Raw genomic sequence first — 15,873 nt, 5'->3', positions numbered from 1 at the left:
GGACGGGACCTGGGTCAGGACTTCTTCTTGAGGTTGAAGTGCCAGATGCCGGTCACGGACTTGCCGCCGCTCTCGACGATGGTGACCTGGGTCTGGTCCGGCGCGGCGCCCATCTGGCTGGAGAAGAACGCGCTGGCCGGGATGGTCCGGTAGGTCTTCTTGAACGGCTCCGGCTCGGCGTTCTGGCCGTTCAGGAAGATCGTCCAGCCCTTGTCGGCGATCTTCGGGTCGACGCCGAAGCGGATCTTGTCCGACGGGTCGACGGAGATCGACTTCTCGGCCTTCTTGTTGAGGCAGGCGGGGATCTGCTTCTCCTCGATGGCCTTGCCGTCGTTGTAGCAGGCGGCCTGGGAGTTCACCGACGAGGACCCGACCGTCACGGTCGCGAGCGGGGTCGGCTTTTCGCAGGCGGAGAGGACGAGGAGCCCCGCGGAGACAGCCCCGAGGGCCACGGCGGCCCGGCGGCGCTTGGAGGTGAGGAACGCAACGGTCATGGCCCGAAGGCTATCGGTCCGCCGCGCTCATGCCACGCGGGGGTACGGCGTGCCGCCGCGTTGCGGCCATTCGCCCGGTTCGAGCCCCGGCCCCGGCCCGCCGGCCCGGGCCCGACGGGCCTGCCGGACGGGCCTGCCGGACGGCCCCGGGCCCGCCTGGCGCGGCCCTGCCGCCCGGCCGCGCCGGACCCGGCCTGCCAGGCCGCGCCGGACCCGGCCTGTCCGGCCCCGCCCGCCCGGCCCGCGCCACCACCCCCGCGGCTACACCGCCGGCGCCTTCGTGGACGGGCCCTTGCGTTGGCCGCGTTTTCTCGCGGCGGCGATCAGGCCTCGTACCGAGACCAGCCAGCCCACGCTCAGGATGCCCGCCGCGACCGACATGCCGACCGTGCCGTTCAGGGGCAGGACGATGCCGATCGCGCCGCCGACGACCCACGCCATCTGCAGGGCCGTCTCGGACCGGGCGAAGGCCGAGGTGCGCACCAGCTCCGGCACGTCGCGCTGGATCAGGGCGTCGAGGGACAGTTTGGACAGGGCCTGGGTCAGGCCCGCGACGGCGGTGAGGACGGCCACCATCAGGCCGCCGAAGAAGACCGCGGTGCACACCGCGGCCGCGAGGACGACGGACAGCATCGTGGCGATGATCACCTCGGGGCCGTGGCCCCGGTCCTTCAGGAGCGAGCCGACGGCCGTGCCGCACGCGTTGCCGACGCCCGCCGCCACCGCCACCATGCCGAGCGAGACGGCCGCGCTCTGCCCGGGCAGCGGGTGCACGCGCAGCAGGAAGGCCAGGAAGAAGATCAGGAAACCGGACAGCATGCGCTGCGACGCGTTCGCCTCCAGGCCGTGCAGGACGGCCGGGCCGACCGTCCGCAGGCTCGGTTTCTTCTCGCCGTGGGTGAGCAGATGGGCCCGCCGCTCGCCCTTCGCGGAGTCCACCTTGTGCGGCAGCCGCAGCGCCCAGTACGTACCGAGGAGGAAGAGCGCGCACGCCCCGTACAGCGACCCGGCCGAGTCGAGCCGTTGCAGCCCGGCGCCGACGGGCGCGGCGATGCCCGTGGCGAGCAGCCCCGCGAGGGTGACGCGCGAGTTCGCCTTGACGAGCGAGAAGTTCGGCGGGAGCAGGCGCGGCACGACGGCGCTGCGCACCACCCCGTACGCCTTGGAGGCGACCAGCACGCCGAGCGCCGCCGGGTAGAGCTGGAGGCCGCCGGTGGCGACCGCGCCGGACATCAGGACGGCGAGCACGGCGCGGGTGAGCATCGCGCCCGCCATGGCCGCGCGGCGGCCGTGCGGGAGGCGGTCGAGGAGCGGGCCGATGACCGGCGCCAGAAGGGTGAACGGGGCCATCGTGACGGCCAGGTAGAGCGCGACCCGGCCGCGCGCCTGGTCGGTGGGGACGGAGAAGAAGATGGTGGAGGCGAGGGCGACGGTGATCATGACGTCGCCGGCGCCGTTCACGGCGTGCAGCTCGATCAGCCTGCCGAGCCCGGACTCGCCGGCGCCGTGCGCGTGGGTGGCCTTGCGGATGCCCTTCGCGGTCCCGGTGAAGGGAAGGTGCAGGGCGCGGCCGACCTTCCGGCCCGCTCGGCGGAGCGGCCCGGCCCGGTCCCCACGATGACGATGATCGTGGGATCGTACGGGAGACCGTGCGGCTGCCACTCCGTCATAGTGCCCCACACGGGGCCGCAGGAACGGCTGACGGGGCCCGGCGGGCCCGCTCGGAGGAGTGACGAAACCCGTACCGCGTCCCTTTTCTTCGTCCGCGATACGGGCCACTTGGTGCGCGCAGGTGGGCTGAGCGCGGCGAACGGGGTAGCGTGCGTAGCGCGCCACCGGCGGATGTTCTCGGCCGCGCGCCTCTTCGGCATCCCGCAGAATGGATGACGATAGGTGTGCCCGAGACATGCGAGACATCGTCGGGCGTGGACGTCGATGCGGCCCTCTGGTCCGCTCCGCTCACGGCCCGGAACCTCCCGCTCCTCGGCCGGCGCACCCGTGAGACGGCGTAGGAGAAGAGCGAGACCTGTGAGTGCTGCGACGACGCGAAGCCGTACCCCGCGAGCCACGCGTACCCCGCGAGCCACGCGTACCCCAGACCGTCTCTGCGCCGAGGCGGTAGACCTGGCGAGGGAGGCCGCCGAGGAGGCGGCCGCGCCCGGCGTCGTCGGCGAGCACGTGGAGCTCGTCGCCGAGGGCGACCGGGTGGTCACCCACTTCTTCGAGTGCAAGGAGCCCGGGTACCGCGGCTGGCGCTGGGCCGTGACCCTCACCCGCGCCTCCCGCGCGAAGAACGTCACACTCGACGAAACCGTCCTGCTGCCGGGCCCCGACGCCCTCCTCGCCCCCGAGTGGGTGCCGTGGAGCGAGCGGCTGCGCCCCGGCGACCTGGGCCCCGGCGACCTGCTCCCCACCGAGCAGGACGACCTGCGCCTGGAGCCGGGCTACACGGGCGAGGACGCGCCGCCGCCGAACTCCGTGGTCTCGGAGGAGATGGCCGACCACCTCGACGCCGAGGACGCCGAGATCACCCAGCGCGCCCCCTCGCGCGGTGCGATCGCGGCCGTCGCCGAGGAACTCGGCATGCGGCGCGCGCGGGTCCTCTCCCGCTACGGGCTCCACCAGGCCGCCGACCGCTGGGACGAGGCGTTCGGCGCCAACACGCCGATGGCCCAGGCCGCGCCCGCGACCTGCGTCTCCTGCGCCTTCCTGGTGCCGCTCGCCGGTTCCCTGAAGCAGGGCTTCGGCGTCTGCGCCAACCAGTTCTCGCCGGCCGACGGCCGCGTGGTGTCGCTGTCGTACGGCTGCGGCGGGCACTCCGAAGCGGCCGTCATGCCGAAGCCCCCGCGCCCGGCGGCCCACGTCCTCGACTCGATCTCGGCGGACGAGTTCCCGCTCCGCCCGGCGCCGGACTCGGGCTCCGTGACGGAACCGGACGGCGCGTCGGAGGACCTGGGCCACTCTTGACATCCTCCGCCCCGTGCACAGGGCGGACTCCCTACTCAGGCCGCGCGCGGCCTGGTGGGTGGTTGACGCTTCGCAGACCGGGTGCTCCGGAGGTCTCCACGTCCTGACACCGCCTGCCCGGCGGCGTGATCGATGTTGCGTCCCGCGTTGGTGTCCGCGTTGGCCTCGAACCCGCACCCGGGGTTCTTGCATACGAAGCGGGCCTGGGTCTCCCGGCTGCCGGGGGTGACGCAGCCGCAGGCGGAGCAGCGGCGGGAGGTGTTCGGGGCGGGGACCCTGACCACGCTGCCACCGCGCTCGGCGGCCTTGTATTCCAGCATGGTCACCGTCCGGCCCCACGCCTCTCCGCTGATGGCCCGGTTGAGCCCGGCCTTCTGGCGGACGCATCTGCCGGGGGCTTCCACGGTTCCCCGGGCGGACTTGACCATGCGGGCGATGGCCAGGTCCTCCACGCCGATACGCGAGAAGGTCTCGGCGACGCCGGTGGTGGTCTTGTGCTGCCAGTCGATCGCTCGGCGCTTGGCTGTCGCGCGGAGCCGGACAATCTGGTCGCACGTGCGCGTCAGGCGACGCGAGTTCCTCTCGCCGGACTTGCGGGCCCGGCGCTTTCGCTCCCTGGTCTTCTCCAGTCGGCGCAGTCGCTTCGTCTCGCCCTCCGTGAGCCAGGGACCGTGTTCGCGGAAGGTGCCGTCGGACAGGGCGAGGGGCTTGACGATGCCCCGGTCGATGCCCACCGTCGGCCCGGCATGCATGCCTGGTTCGGGTACCTCGCGCTGGACGCGGAAGACGACGTACCAGCCGTCCGCCTCCCTCACCAGCCGGGCCCCGGAAACCCGATTGCCCTTGTCGGCGCGCCTGCCGACGGGAAGGTCCCTGGTCCAGCGGAACAACACGTGCCCGATCTTCGGCACCCACATGCGACCCCAGCGTCGGTTCAAGCGCACGATCTGAAGGTCACGGCCCTGCGGGATGTCGACGGCCATACGTGAGCGGAAACGACCCTTGAAGGCCGGGGCCTGGGCGCGACCCTCCCAGCAGTTCTTCCAGGCCTGAAAGTACGCCTTCAGCACAGCCTGCGCCGCCTGAGCGGGCAGGACACCGAGCATGCCCCTGGTCCTCAGCAGCCGACGCCTGAGCCGGGGTGAGGCAGAGCCGAGCCTTGTGACCACGCTGAAGCTTCAACACCCCTCCCGCCCCACGCCGACGAGGTGACGGCCCGTGCATACCCGGCTCACCCGCAACCACGACGCTATCTGGCCACCCCGGCCACCGAGCCAGAATGGCGAAACCATTCGCATACTGGTCGAAATGCGCATACTTGTGTGACTTCCAGTCATCAGTTTCGGCATCGGGTGATCACCGGTACCCCGGCCCATCGCGCGCCCGAGACGCTGACAGGCGCACCCACGACTCCGCGCGCCCCCTGCGGGGGGACGTGCCCCCGCCGCCGGGGCAGGGGCGGGCGCGGTACCTTCGGGCACCAGCCCGATACCCGTACCGCACCTCAGAGTGGAGTCAGACGTGAGCGTCAGCGTCAGGACGTCGACCGACGGAACCGACCCCTTCGGTACCGCACGGCTCCGGAGGGGCGTGCTCGACGCGTGGGCGGCGGGGCCGGCCAGGTTCCGGGAGGACGCGAACGCCGAGGAGGACCTGGTCCTCGGCGGCTACCGGGACCGGCTCGTCGTGGAGCTCGCGCAGAACGCCGCCGACGCCGCCCGCCGCGCCGGCGTCACCGGCCGGCTGCGCCTGACGCTGCACCCGGCGGACGCCGACGGCCCGGCGGTGCTCGCCGCCGCGAACACCGGTGCCCCGCTCGACGCCGCCGGCGTCGAGTCGCTGTCCACCCTCCGCGCCTCCGCCAAGCGCACGGAGCGCGACACCGGCGCCGTCGGCCGCTTCGGCGTCGGTTTCGCCGCCGTGCTCGCCGTCTCCGACGAGCCGGCCGTCCTCGGCCGTCACGGCGGCGTCCGCTGGTCCCTCGCGGAGGCCCGCGAGCTGGCCGCGGACGTGGCCCGGCACAGCCCGGGCCTGGGGGACGAGCTGCGCCGCCGCGACGGCCACGTACCGCTCCTGCGCCTCCCGCTGCCCGCCGAGGGCACCGCGCCCGACGGCTACGACACGGTCGTGGTCCTGCCGCTGCGCGACGCCGCCGCCGTCGACCTGGCCGAGCGGCTGCTCGACTCCGTCGACGACGCCCTGCTGCTGACCCTCCCGGGCCTGACGGAGGTCGTCGTCGAGACGGCCGGCGGCACGGCCCGCACCCTGACCCGCGCGGAGCACGACGGCTACGTCCACGTCACCGACTCGGCGACCGGCACCCACCGCTGGCGCACCGTCAGCCACACCGGCCCGCTCGCCGCGGACCTGCTCAAGGGCCGCCCGACCGAGGAGCGGCTGCGCCCGCACTGGGCGGTGACCTGGGCCGTGCCCGTGGACGTCGACGGCGCGCCGCAGTACCCGCGTACCGACGCCGTGGTCCACGCCCCGACCCCCACCGACGAGCCCCTCGGCATCCCGGCCCTGCTCATCGCGTCCTTCCCGCTGGACACCGCGCGCCGCCACCCGGCGCCGGGGCCGCTGACGGACTTCCTGGTGGAGCGGGCGGCGGAGGCGTACGCCGAGCTGCTCGCCGACTGGCAGCCGGTGTCGACCGGCACGCTCGACCTCGTGCCGGGCCCGCTGGGCAAGGGCGCGCTCGACGGGGCGCTGCGGGCGGCGATCCTGGAGCGGCTGCCGCGCGTGGCGTTCCTGGCGCCGGCGGCCGCCTCGGAGGAGCTGCCGGCGCTGCGGCCGATCGAGGCGGAGGTCGTGGAGGGCGCCGGCGCGGAGACGGTCGCGGTGCTCGCGGAGGTGTTCCCGACGCTGCTGCCGGCGGGCCTGGAGCGCCGGGTGGAGCTGCGCACGCTCGGCGTGGGCCGGCTGCCGCTGACGGAGGCGATCGACCGGCTCGCGGGCGTGCACCGGACGCCGGGGTGGTGGTGGCGCCTGTACGACTCGCTGGCGGGCGTCGACCCGGACCGGCTGACCGGGCTGCCCGTCCCCCTGCTGGGCACGGAGTCCGACGCGGAGCCGTACGAGGGCGAGGAGGAGGGCCCGGCGGGGCCCCGCGTCCGTACCACCATCGGCCCGCGCCAGGTCCTGCTGCCGCAGGACCACACCCCCGCCGACCTGGCCCGGCTCGGTCTGAAGGTGGCCCACCCGGACGCCGCCCACCCCATCCTGGAGAAGCTCGGCGCCGTGCCGGCCACCCCGCGCGCGGTACTGACCACGCCCCAGGTGCGGGCTGCGGTGGCCGGCTCCCTCGACGCGGGGGAGATCTGGGACGAGGACGGCGACGCCCTGGACGCCGAGGAGCTCGCCGAGACCGTCCTCGCGCTCGTGCGGGACGCGGACCTGGCGCCCGGCGACGAGCCGTGGCTCGGCGCGCTCGCGCTGCCCGACGAGGACGGCGAACTGGCCCCGGCGGGCGAACTCGTGCTGCCCGGATCGCCGTTCGCCGCCGTGATGCGCGAGGGCGAACTGGCGCTCGTCGACGCCGACCTGGCCGAGCGGTGGGGCGAGCAGCCGCTCGCCGCCGTCGGCGTGCTCGCCGGCTTCCAGCTGGTCCGTGCCGCCGACCTGGTCCTCGACCCCGACGAACTGGAGCCGCGCGAGGGCGACTTCGCCGAGCCGGACGACGCCGGGCTGCTCGACGCCGTCGACGTGTGGTGCGAGGACGTCCTGGACCGGCTGCCCGAGACTCCGGTGCCGCCGGTGGCGACCGAGATCGTCGCCGTACGGGACCTGGATCTGGTCGACGACGACGCCTGGCCGCAGGCGCTGGCCCTGCTCGCGCAGCCGCCGCTGCGGGACGCGCTGACCCAGCCGGTGCGGGTACTGCTGCCCGACGGCACGACCGAGACCGTGCGGTCGTACACCGCCTGGTGGCTGCGCGACCACCCCGTCCTCGACGGCCGGCGCCCCGCCGGACTGCGCGCGGCCGGCACGGACCCGCTGCTCATCGGCCTGTACGACTCCGCCGACGCGACCGGCTTCGAGGACGAGCAGGTGCTGCGGGCGCTCGGCGTCCGCACCTCGGTGCGGACCCTGCTCGACGAGCCGGGCGGCGCCGCCGAACTCCTGGCCCGGCTCGCCGACCCGGCCCGCGAGGTGTCCGGCGCCCAGCTCCACGCCCTCTACACCGCCCTGGCCGACCTCGACCCCGAGCAGGTCACCCTCCCCGACGAGCTGCGCGCCGTCGTGGACGGCGCCCTGGTCGTCGTCGACGCCGCCGACGCCCTCGTCGCCGACGCGCCGGACCTGCTCCCGCTCGCCGGCGGCCTGCCGCTCCTCCCGGTCGCCCCGGCCCGCGCCGCCGACCTGGCGGAGCTGTTCCAGGTGCGGCGGCTGAGCGAGGCGGTCGAGGCGGAGGTGACGACGGTCGGCGAGGAGCACGAGGTCCCGCTGTCGGTCCACGCCCTGCTCGGCCCGGCCACCCCGGCCACGTACATCGAGCACGACGAGCTGCGCGCGGCCGGCGTCGAGCTGGACTGGCGCCGCACCCCGGACGGCGTCATCCACGCGGCCACCCTGGAGGGCGTGGCGGCGGGCCTGGCGTGGGCGGCCGGCCAGTGGCCGCGCCGCTTCGAGGTGGCGGCGCTCCTGGAGGACCCGTCGCGGACGGCGGAGCTGGCCCGGGACCGCTGGTTCGACTGAGCCCGTGGCTACCTGCCGCAGGTGAGGTCCGCCTGCGGCAGGCGGCCGGTGCCCAGGTACGCGTTGACGGCCGCGTCCACGCAGGCGTTGCCGTAGAACCCGTACAGGCCGTGGCTGTTGACGCCCTGCAGGGTCACCAGGCGCGAGCTGGGCAGCAGTCCGTGCAGCGCGACGGCGCCCGGGTACGGCGTGCGCGGGTCGCCCGTCGCCGACACGATCAGGGCCGGCAGGTCGTGGCGCACCTCGGTGCGCCGCTCGCGCGGGCGCTCCCAGAACGCGCACGGGGTGAGGTTGTTCAGGGCGGGCCCGAAGACCGGGTGCTCGGCGCGGCTCGCCTCGACGGCCCGCCAGTACACCTCGGGGTCGCGGGGCGCGGCCGCGTCCGCGCAGATGATCGCCATCTGGGCGCTCGCGGGCGCCGAGTCCATGCCGGTGAAGGAGTGCCGCAGGAGGTCGGCGAGGTCCGCCGACAGCGGTCCGGTCGGCCGCCCTTCGGCCGCCGTCCCGAGGACCTTCACCACGTCGGCGAGGAAGGCGCGGTTCCCGTCCCCGTCGTCCATGAGCGGTCCGAACAGCAGGAACGGCACCTGCGTGTCGTCGAGCCGGAAGGTGTCCGCGCCCGCGCCGAGCACCAGCGGCGCCCGTCCGGCCGCCGCCACGACGCCCCGGACGGCGGCCAGCACCTCCGGTCCGGTCCGGCCGAGCCCGTACGTGCCGTTCCGGGCCGCCGCCCACTCCGCCCAGTCGGCCAGCGCGTGCTCGTTCGGCCCGATCATCGTCGGCAGCATCGCCGGCCCGTACACCCGCGGATCGAGCGCCCCGTCGAGCACCATGCGTCCGGCGCGGCCCGGGAACATCTGGCCGTAGACCGTGCCGAGGTACGTGCCGTAGGACACGCCGAGGTAGTTGAGCTTCCGCTCGCCGAGCGCGGCCCGGATCACGTCCATGTCCCGCGCGGTGTTGCGGGTGCTCGCGTGCGGCAGCAGGTCGCCCGCGTTCGCCCGGCACTTGGCGGCGAGGTCCTTGTGGAAGGCCACCTGCCGCTCGAAGCTCGCCCGGCTGTTCCCCGCCGACGTGATCCCGCTGCCCACCGGCCACCCGCAGTCCAGCGGATTGCTCCGCCCCACGAACCGCGGGTCCATGCCGATGATGTCGTACCGCTTCGCGACGTCCTTCAGCGCCGCCGCCACCCGCGGCGGCGCCCCGATGGTCGCCCCGCCGGGCCCTCCGTCGTCGAGCAGCAGCGCCCCGATCCGGTGCGCGCGGTCGGTGGCCCTGATCCGCGAGATCGCGACGGTGAGGCTCCGCCCCTGCGGCCGCCGGTAGTCGAGCGGCACCCTGACCCCGGCGCACTCGGCTCCCGCGGCCGCGAGTTCCTGTCCTTCCCGGTCGTCGGGACCGAGGACGCAGCTGCCCCAGCGGAGTTGCGGTGTCGCGGCCGCGGCGGCGCCGGCACCCGTGACTCCCGTGATTCCCGTCATCGCGAAGCCCAGGGCCAACCCGGCGCCGAGCAGGGTGATATGAGGTCGTGTCATGCCGTCGACGCTAGGCGCGCGCGAGGGGCCGGCACACGGGTGCCGGCCCCCGAGGCGGGGGTGGGGTTACCTTCAGGGCCGGCGCGCCGGCAGCCCCATCGGGTTCGGGAACGGGATCGTCCCCGAGGCCAGGACCTCGCCCGCCAGCGGCCCGAGGACGGCCACCACCCGGTCCGCCTCCGCCGCCGAGAGGGCGTCGCGGTACGGCCGTACGGCCAGGGCGTCCGTCCGGCCCTCGATGTGGGCGCGAAGGGCGCGGCCCTCCGCCGTGAGGGCCCCGTCGGCGCCGAGCAGCCCGCGCCCGGCGAGCCGGTCCGCGGCCGCCCGCCAGTCGTCCTCCGTCCAGCCGCGGTTCTCACGGAGCGTCGCCGTCGGCGCGCCGCCCTCCGACGCGGCGAAGAGGACGTGGACCTCGCAGCCGTCCAGGCCCTCGGCGGCGAGGAGGGCGACGTGGCCGTCGCCGCGGTGCTCGCGCAGGGCCGTCGTGGCCTGCCAGAGCGCGCCCACCGGGTCCTCGGGCGCGGCCACGCCCCGGTTCGCCGCGAACAGCGGCCGCCCGGCACCGTCCGCCGCACCGACCACCCGCCCGAGCAGCGGCAGCAGCTCCGCGGCCGCCTCCGCCGCCGACGGCGCGACCCGCCGCAGCGCCGCCGTCGCCGCCTCCGTACGCGCCTTCAGCACCGCCTCGGGCGCCGCGAAGCCCCACGCGTCGGGGATCGCCCGCCGCACCATCGCCGGATGGAAGTTGTAGAACGCGGCCTCCACCACCCCGGCCGCCACCGCCCCCAGCGGCGCGGCCCGCGCCGCGAAGTACCCCATCCAGAAGCCGCGCAGCCCGACTTCGCGGTTGGCCTCGCGGCTCTCGGGCGCGAAGTAGGTGACGGCGTGCACGGGTTCCATGACCTGCCAGACCGTACGGGCGAATGTACGGGCGAATCCGGCGTCGGGTGCGTTGTCTGCCTCGTATGCCTTGTCCACGCCCGTCATCGTGCCAAAGGGCGAGAGTCAAAGGCCGAAGAGACCCGGCCACTTGATGTGGCCGGGCCTCCGTCGGTGCTTCGGTGCGGTGCGTGGATCAGCGCACGTCGACGTAGTCGGTCCCTGAAGGGGCCCAGGTGTTGGTGGCGCTGCCGCCGTGGACCAGGCGCCAGGTGCCGTCGTTCCAGGCGGTGCGCTTGATGGTCACGTACCCGCTGGAGTCGGTCGTTCCGGTCGCCACGATCGACCAGGCGGTGCCGGTGCCGGCCTTCTTGAACTGCAGCTCCACCTTCTGCCCGGCGAGGCCGGTCTGCGCGCCGTACTCCCAGGCGGCGCCGGTCAGCCGGCCCTTGGCCGTGAGCGTGCCGCCGCGGGTGACCGGCTGCGGAGTGAGGGAGGTCAGGGTGAGCTTGGCGGACCTCCGGAAGATCACCTGTCCGGGGACCTGGCCCTGGTAGATGCTCGCGCCGTCGGCGGAGTGCGCCCAGGCGGCGACCGACCAGGCGCCCGCCAGCTTGTTGAGACCGATGTACGTGGCGGCGTTCATGTGGAACTCGGTCGTGCAGTCGTAGACGGTGCCCGTCGCCCGCTTGGTGCACTGGCCCGGGAAGACGTACAGCAGACCGTCGGGGGCCGTGTAGGCGCCGTGGTAGAGGTACAGCCCCGCCGAGCCGACGCCGCCGGGTGCGTTGACGGTGAAGCGCGCGTTGTACGTCTCCTCGCCGGTCAGGCCGGGAACGAGCGCCTGGCCGTAGTTCACGAGGACGTCGCCCACCGTGATCGAGCCGGCCTTGAGGGCGGTCTGGGTGCCGGGGCCCCCGAAGGCGCGGGTGATCGTCTGGGTGACGGTGCCGCCGGAGGTGTCCTTGCCGCCGATCCGGAGCGAGACGAAGCCGGCCGTGGCCGGCACGTCGATCGTGACCGTGCCGGATGCCGCCGTCGCCCCGGCGGTGAGCGGGGCGGGCTGCCAGGTCGCGCCGTCGTCGAAGGAGTACTCGACGGAGGTCAGCGTGGCGGCGTAGGAGGAGACCCGGTTCGCCAGCGAGACGCGGACGGTGGCGGGCCCGGCCGCGGCGCGGTTGCGCAGGTCGAGCCCGGGGACGTCGACGCGGGCGTCGAGCACCGGCAGCGCGGTGGTGCTGTCCGGGCCGAGCGAGCTGCTGGGCACGAGCCAGTCGGTCTGGACGCGCGGGGACAGCCGCGTCGAGAGCGACGCGCGGGCGACGGTGTGGTGGATGCCGTACGTGGCGTACTGGGCCACCGGCAGCTTGTACCGGTCACTGAAGCTCAGCGGACCCGACCGGCCCAGCTCCTGCCCTTCGGCGGTGACGCGGTAGGTGTGCGTGGTGTTGAAGTCGGTGTCCCGGTTGCCGAGGGAGTCGGCGAAGCGGGTCTCGTCCAGGTAGAAGGTGCCGCGGCTCCAGGACGAGTTGTTGCCGCCGATGGTGACGGGTGCCTGCCCGAAGGTCTCCGCGGGCGCCTCGCCCTGGGACAGGCCCAGATCCGGCAGCTGGGAATCGAGCTCGCCCTGCCGCAGGTCGCGGCTGAACGTCTTCCCGGGGGTCAGGTAGTGGGTGAAGGTGCCCGGTGCCGGGACGGCGCTCACGTTGTACGCCGCCGACTGCTCGCCGCACAGGCAGGCGACACCGTACGTTGCGCTGATCCCGGCGCCCGAGGACCGGACCGTCGTCCGCGTCTTCACCAGGTCGGCGGTGCGCACCGCGGCGACGGGCGTGGTGGGGACGCCGTTGGCGAAGGTGTGGATCAGGTCGTAGCGGTAGGGGCTGGGCCGGTTGGGCGTGGTGCCCTTGCGTGCGATCACCTCGTGCAGCCTGAGGCTGACGCCGGGCAGCGAGATCGGGTTCACGTAGACCTCGGTGGTGCCACCGCCGGCGAAGCCCGCGAGGTCTCCGTTGGGCAGCGACATCCAGATCGACGAGTCGGCGCGGCCCGCGCTCGGGTCGTCGACGGTGAGCCGCGTCTGCTTTGACGTCCTCGCGTCGAGCGTCACGGTGAGCGGCGCCGTACCGACCGTGAAGGTCTTCGACAGCAGGTGGGTCGGCTGCTGCCAGTTGCTCCACAGGCCGATGACCAGGTAGTCGCCGGGCGGCAGGTCGACCGTGCCGAAGTCGTCCCACTGCTCCTCGCGCACGTCGTAGTACTGCCAGGTGCTGCGGTTCCAGACGTGGATGAGGCCGCCCCAGTGGGACGTGTTGATCAGGTCGATCTTCACCCGCTGGGTGGCGGCGGCCGCGAGCGGCGCCGGTGCGCCGGCCGTGGCGCCGAGAAGCGTGGTCTTCTGCGGGGTGCGCCGGGCCGTCGGCGTGACCTCGGTGCGGCCGCCGGCCCTGGCGAATGCGTACGGTCCGGAGGGCGCGCCGCCGGGTCCCGTCACGCTCAGCCCGCCGCGGCCGAGCGCGGCCGTCTCGCCGCTGCTCAGCCGGGCGGCGGTCCGGCCGGCGGCCGGGCTCGTGACCGCGGGGGCCACCTTCTCCGCGGGCGGGTTCTCCTCCGCCTCCGCCTGCGTCGTGAGCGTCGCGGCCGCCATGGCCGCCCCGCACACCACCCCGGTCACCCGGGCCCATCGTCTTCCCTGACGCATGCGCGTCCCCACCCCTCGTCTCTGGTGCCTCACCCACAAGACTCACCAGAGATCACAGGGTTGTACGGGGATCGTCGAATTCCTGACGCGTCGCTTACGCCGGGAACCGCCGTCCCACCCATCGCCAGGCGACCTCCAGGACCGCCGACGCCACCACCGCGATCGCCACCGCCGTCCACGGCATCGTCACGCCCACCAGCTTCAGCGCGAAGAAGTGCTGGAGCGACGGCACGACGAGGACGAGGAGGAAGGCCGCGCCCATGGCCGCGACCAGGGCGATGCGCCACCAGGTGTAGGGGCGGGCGATGATCGCGAGGACCCACATGGAGACGAGGAAGAGGGTGAGGGTGGCGGCGCTGGTCTCGGCGTCGAGGGCGTGCGGGCCGGTGTAGTAGTGGCGGGCCAGGAGGTACGTGGCGAAGGTGGCCGCGCCCGCGATGACGCCGGCGGGGATCGCGTACCGCATCACCCGCCGTACGAAGTGGGGCCTGGCGCGCTCCTTGTTGGGGGCGAGGGCCAGGAAGAAGGCGGGGACGCCGATGGTGAGCGTGGACAGCAGGGTGAGGTGGCGGGGCAGGAACGGGTACTCGACCTGGCTGATCACGACCAGGATCGCGAGCAGCACCGAGTAGACCGTCTTCGTCAGGAAGAGGGTCGCGACGCGTGTGATGTTGCCGATGACCCGGCGGCCCTCGGCGACGACCGACGGGAGGGTCGCGAAGGAGTTGTTGAGGAGGACGATCTGGGCGACGGCCCGGGTGGCCTCGGAGCCGGAGCCCATGGAGACGCCGATGTCGGCGTCCTTCAGGGCCAGCACGTCGTTGACGCCGTCGCCCGTCATGGCGACGGTGTGGCCGCGGGACTGGAGCGCGGCGACCATGTCGCGCTTCTGCTGCGGGGTGACCCGGCCGAAGACCGCGTTCGCGTCGAGGGCCTGTGCCATCGCGTCGCGCTCGGTGGGCAGGGCGCGGGCGTCGACGGTGTCGGCGGCGCCGGGCAGGCCGAGCTTGCCGGCGACGGCGCCGACGGAGACCGCGTTGTCGCCGGAGATGACCTTGGCGGTGACGTTCTGGTCGGCGAAGTACGCGAGGGTGTCGGCGGCGTCGGGCCGCAGCCGCTGCTCCAGGACGACGAGCGCGGTGGCCCGGGCGCCGGCGGCCACGTCGGGGGAGTCGAGGTCGGTCGCGGCCCGGGCGAGCAGCAGCACCCGCAGGCCCTGCTCGTTGAGCCGGTCGACCTCGCCGAGCGCCGGGTCGCCGTCCGGCAGCAGCACGTCGGGCGCGCCGAGCAGCCAGGTGGAGTCCTCGCCGTCGCCCTCACTGAACGCGGCGCCGCTGTACTTGCGCGCCGACGAGAACGGCAGCGACTCGGTGCACCGCCAGTCCACCGCGTCCGGGTACGCGTCGATGACGGCCTGGAGCGAGGCGTTCGGCCGCGGGTCGGACTCGCCGAGGGCGCCGAGCACCTTCCGTACGTACGACTCGTCGGCGCCGTTCAGCATGCGCAGCTCGGTGACGTCCATGCCGCCCTCGGTCAGCGTGCCCGTCTTGTCGAGGCAGACGACGTCGACGCGGGCGAGGCCCTCGATCGCGGGCAGCTCCTGCACCAGGCACTGCCTGCGGCCGAGCCGGATCACGCCGATCGCGAAGGCGACGGAGGTGAGGAGGACGAGCCCTTCGGGGATCATCGGGACGATGCCGCCGACCGTCCTGGCCACGGCCTCCTTGAAGTCGTGGTTCTTGACGACGAGCTGGCTGATGACGAGCCCGAGCGCGGTCGGGACCATCATCCACGTCACGTACTTGAGGATCGTGGAGATGCCGGTGCGCAGCTCGGAGTGGACGAGCGTGAAGCGGGACGCCTCCTCGGCGAGCTGCGCCGCGTACGCCTCCCGCCCGACCTTGGTGGCGGTGAAGCCGCCACCGCCCGCGACGACGAACGAGCCGGACATCACCGGGTCGCCGGGCCGCTTCAGGACGGGATCGGCCTCGCCGGTCAGCAGCGACTCGTCGATCTCCATGCTGTCGGCCTCGGCGACCACGCCGTCGACGACGACCTTGTCGCCCGGCCCGAGCTCGATCAGGTCCCCGAGGACGATCTCCGAGGTGGAGATCGCGGCGGCGACGCCGTCGCGACGGACGGTGGGCCTGGCCTCGCCGATGACGGCGAGCCCGTCGAGGGTCTTCTTGGCGCGGAGCTCCTGGACGATGCCGATGCCGGTGTTGGCGATGATCACGAAGCCGAAGAGGCTGTCCTGGATCGGCGCGACGAACAGCATGACCAGCCACAGCACGCCGATGATCGCGTTGAAGCGGGTGAAGACGTTGGCGCGGACGATGTCGGCGGTGGAGCGGGAGCTGCGGACGGGTACGTCGTTGACCTCGCCGCGCGCGACGCGCTCGGCGACCTCGGCGGAGGTGAGGCCGGCGGGGCGGTGCACGACGGGGGGCGTGTCGCGCGCGTCGGTCTGCGTCCGCTCAGTCATGTTCTCGACGGTACGACCGGATGCGTCCGGTCACCTGCCGAGAAGCCACTCCGGAAGCACTCGGAAGCAGCTCCGGAAGCCGCACCTGAAGCACCCTGAAGCACTCCGGAAGCA

9 protein-coding genes are annotated in these 15,873 nt (G+C 73.9%); 2 read left to right on the top strand and 7 right to left on the bottom strand.

Annotated elements, in window-relative coordinates:
* Nucleotides 1-14: 14 nt before the first annotated feature.
* Both ACIRSU_RS31550 and ACIRSU_RS31545 read right to left on the bottom strand, forming a co-directional pair.
* Nucleotides 15-494 carry a DUF2771 domain-containing protein gene (locus ACIRSU_RS31550; protein WP_403799429.1) on the bottom strand — a complete coding sequence of 160 codons (480 nt, stop codon included), beginning with the start codon at nt 492-494 and terminating at the stop codon, nt 15-17.
* Between the two features lie 261 nt (nt 495-755).
* Nucleotides 756-2,156 carry an MFS transporter gene (locus ACIRSU_RS31545; protein ID WP_403799427.1) on the bottom strand — a complete coding sequence of 467 codons (1,401 nt, stop codon included), beginning with the start codon at nt 2,154-2,156 and terminating at the stop codon, nt 756-758.
* A gap of 366 nt (nt 2,157-2,522) precedes the next feature.
* On the opposite strand from ACIRSU_RS31545, the gene ACIRSU_RS31540 reads away from it, so the two are divergent.
* Nucleotides 2,523-3,461 carry a DUF3027 domain-containing protein gene (locus ACIRSU_RS31540; protein WP_403799424.1) on the top strand — a complete coding sequence of 313 codons (939 nt, stop codon included), beginning with the start codon at nt 2,523-2,525 and terminating at the stop codon, nt 3,459-3,461.
* Nucleotides 3,462-3,496: 35 nt separating this feature from the next.
* On the opposite strand, the gene ACIRSU_RS31535 is transcribed toward ACIRSU_RS31540, so the two are convergent.
* Nucleotides 3,497-4,567, bottom strand: coding sequence for an RNA-guided endonuclease InsQ/TnpB family protein (locus ACIRSU_RS31535; RefSeq protein ID WP_403799421.1), 1,071 nt, complete (start codon nt 4,565-4,567; stop codon nt 3,497-3,499).
* 403 nt (nt 4,568-4,970) lie between these two features.
* Between ACIRSU_RS31535 and ACIRSU_RS31530 the strand changes: the two genes are divergently transcribed.
* A complete protein-coding gene (locus tag ACIRSU_RS31530) occupies nt 4,971-8,159 on the top strand; it encodes a sacsin N-terminal ATP-binding-like domain-containing protein (protein ID WP_403799419.1) in 3,189 nt (1,062 codons plus the stop codon).
* A gap of 8 nt (nt 8,160-8,167) precedes the next feature.
* Here ACIRSU_RS31530 and ACIRSU_RS31525 read toward each other — a convergent pair whose 3' ends face one another.
* From ACIRSU_RS31525 to ACIRSU_RS31510, 4 genes are all read right to left on the bottom strand, one after another.
* Nucleotides 8,168-9,694 carry an alpha/beta hydrolase gene (locus tag ACIRSU_RS31525; protein ID WP_403799416.1) on the bottom strand — a complete coding sequence of 509 codons (1,527 nt, stop codon included), beginning with the start codon at nt 9,692-9,694 and terminating at the stop codon, nt 8,168-8,170.
* 72 nt (nt 9,695-9,766) lie between these two features.
* A complete protein-coding gene (locus ACIRSU_RS31520) occupies nt 9,767-10,672 on the bottom strand; it encodes a hypothetical protein (RefSeq protein WP_403799413.1) in 906 nt (301 codons plus the stop codon).
* Between the two features lie 97 nt (nt 10,673-10,769).
* On the bottom strand, nt 10,770-13,247 hold the full coding sequence (locus ACIRSU_RS31515; protein ID WP_403799412.1) for a hypothetical protein: 2,478 nt from the start codon (nt 13,245-13,247) through the stop codon (nt 10,770-10,772).
* A 121-nt stretch (nt 13,248-13,368) separates the two neighbouring features.
* Complete coding sequence (locus tag ACIRSU_RS31510) at nt 13,369-15,759, bottom strand: HAD-IC family P-type ATPase (protein WP_403799409.1); 2,391 nt, start codon at nt 15,757-15,759, stop codon at nt 13,369-13,371.
* Nucleotides 15,760-15,873: the final 114 nt, after the last annotated feature.

It is taken from the genome of Streptomyces sp. NPDC101160, from assembly GCF_044768205.1.
Classification (GTDB): domain Bacteria; phylum Actinomycetota; class Actinomycetes; order Streptomycetales; family Streptomycetaceae; genus Streptomyces.
This window is presented reverse-complemented; position numbering and strand designations above follow the sequence as displayed.

Coding starts and splice junctions, on each gene's coding strand:
- ACIRSU_RS31550 (WP_403799429.1), bottom strand. CDS start 494: ATGACCGTTGCGTTCCTCACCTCCAAGCGCCGCCGGGCCGCCGTGGCC.
- ACIRSU_RS31535 (WP_403799421.1), bottom strand. CDS start 4,567: ATGCTCGGTGTCCTGCCCGCTCAGGCGGCGCAGGCTGTGCTGAAGGCG.
- ACIRSU_RS31525 (WP_403799416.1), bottom strand. CDS start 9,694: ATGACACGACCTCATATCACCCTGCTCGGCGCCGGGTTGGCCCTGGGC.
- ACIRSU_RS31510 (WP_403799409.1), bottom strand. CDS start 15,759: ATGACTGAGCGGACGCAGACCGACGCGCGCGACACGCCCCCCGTCGTG.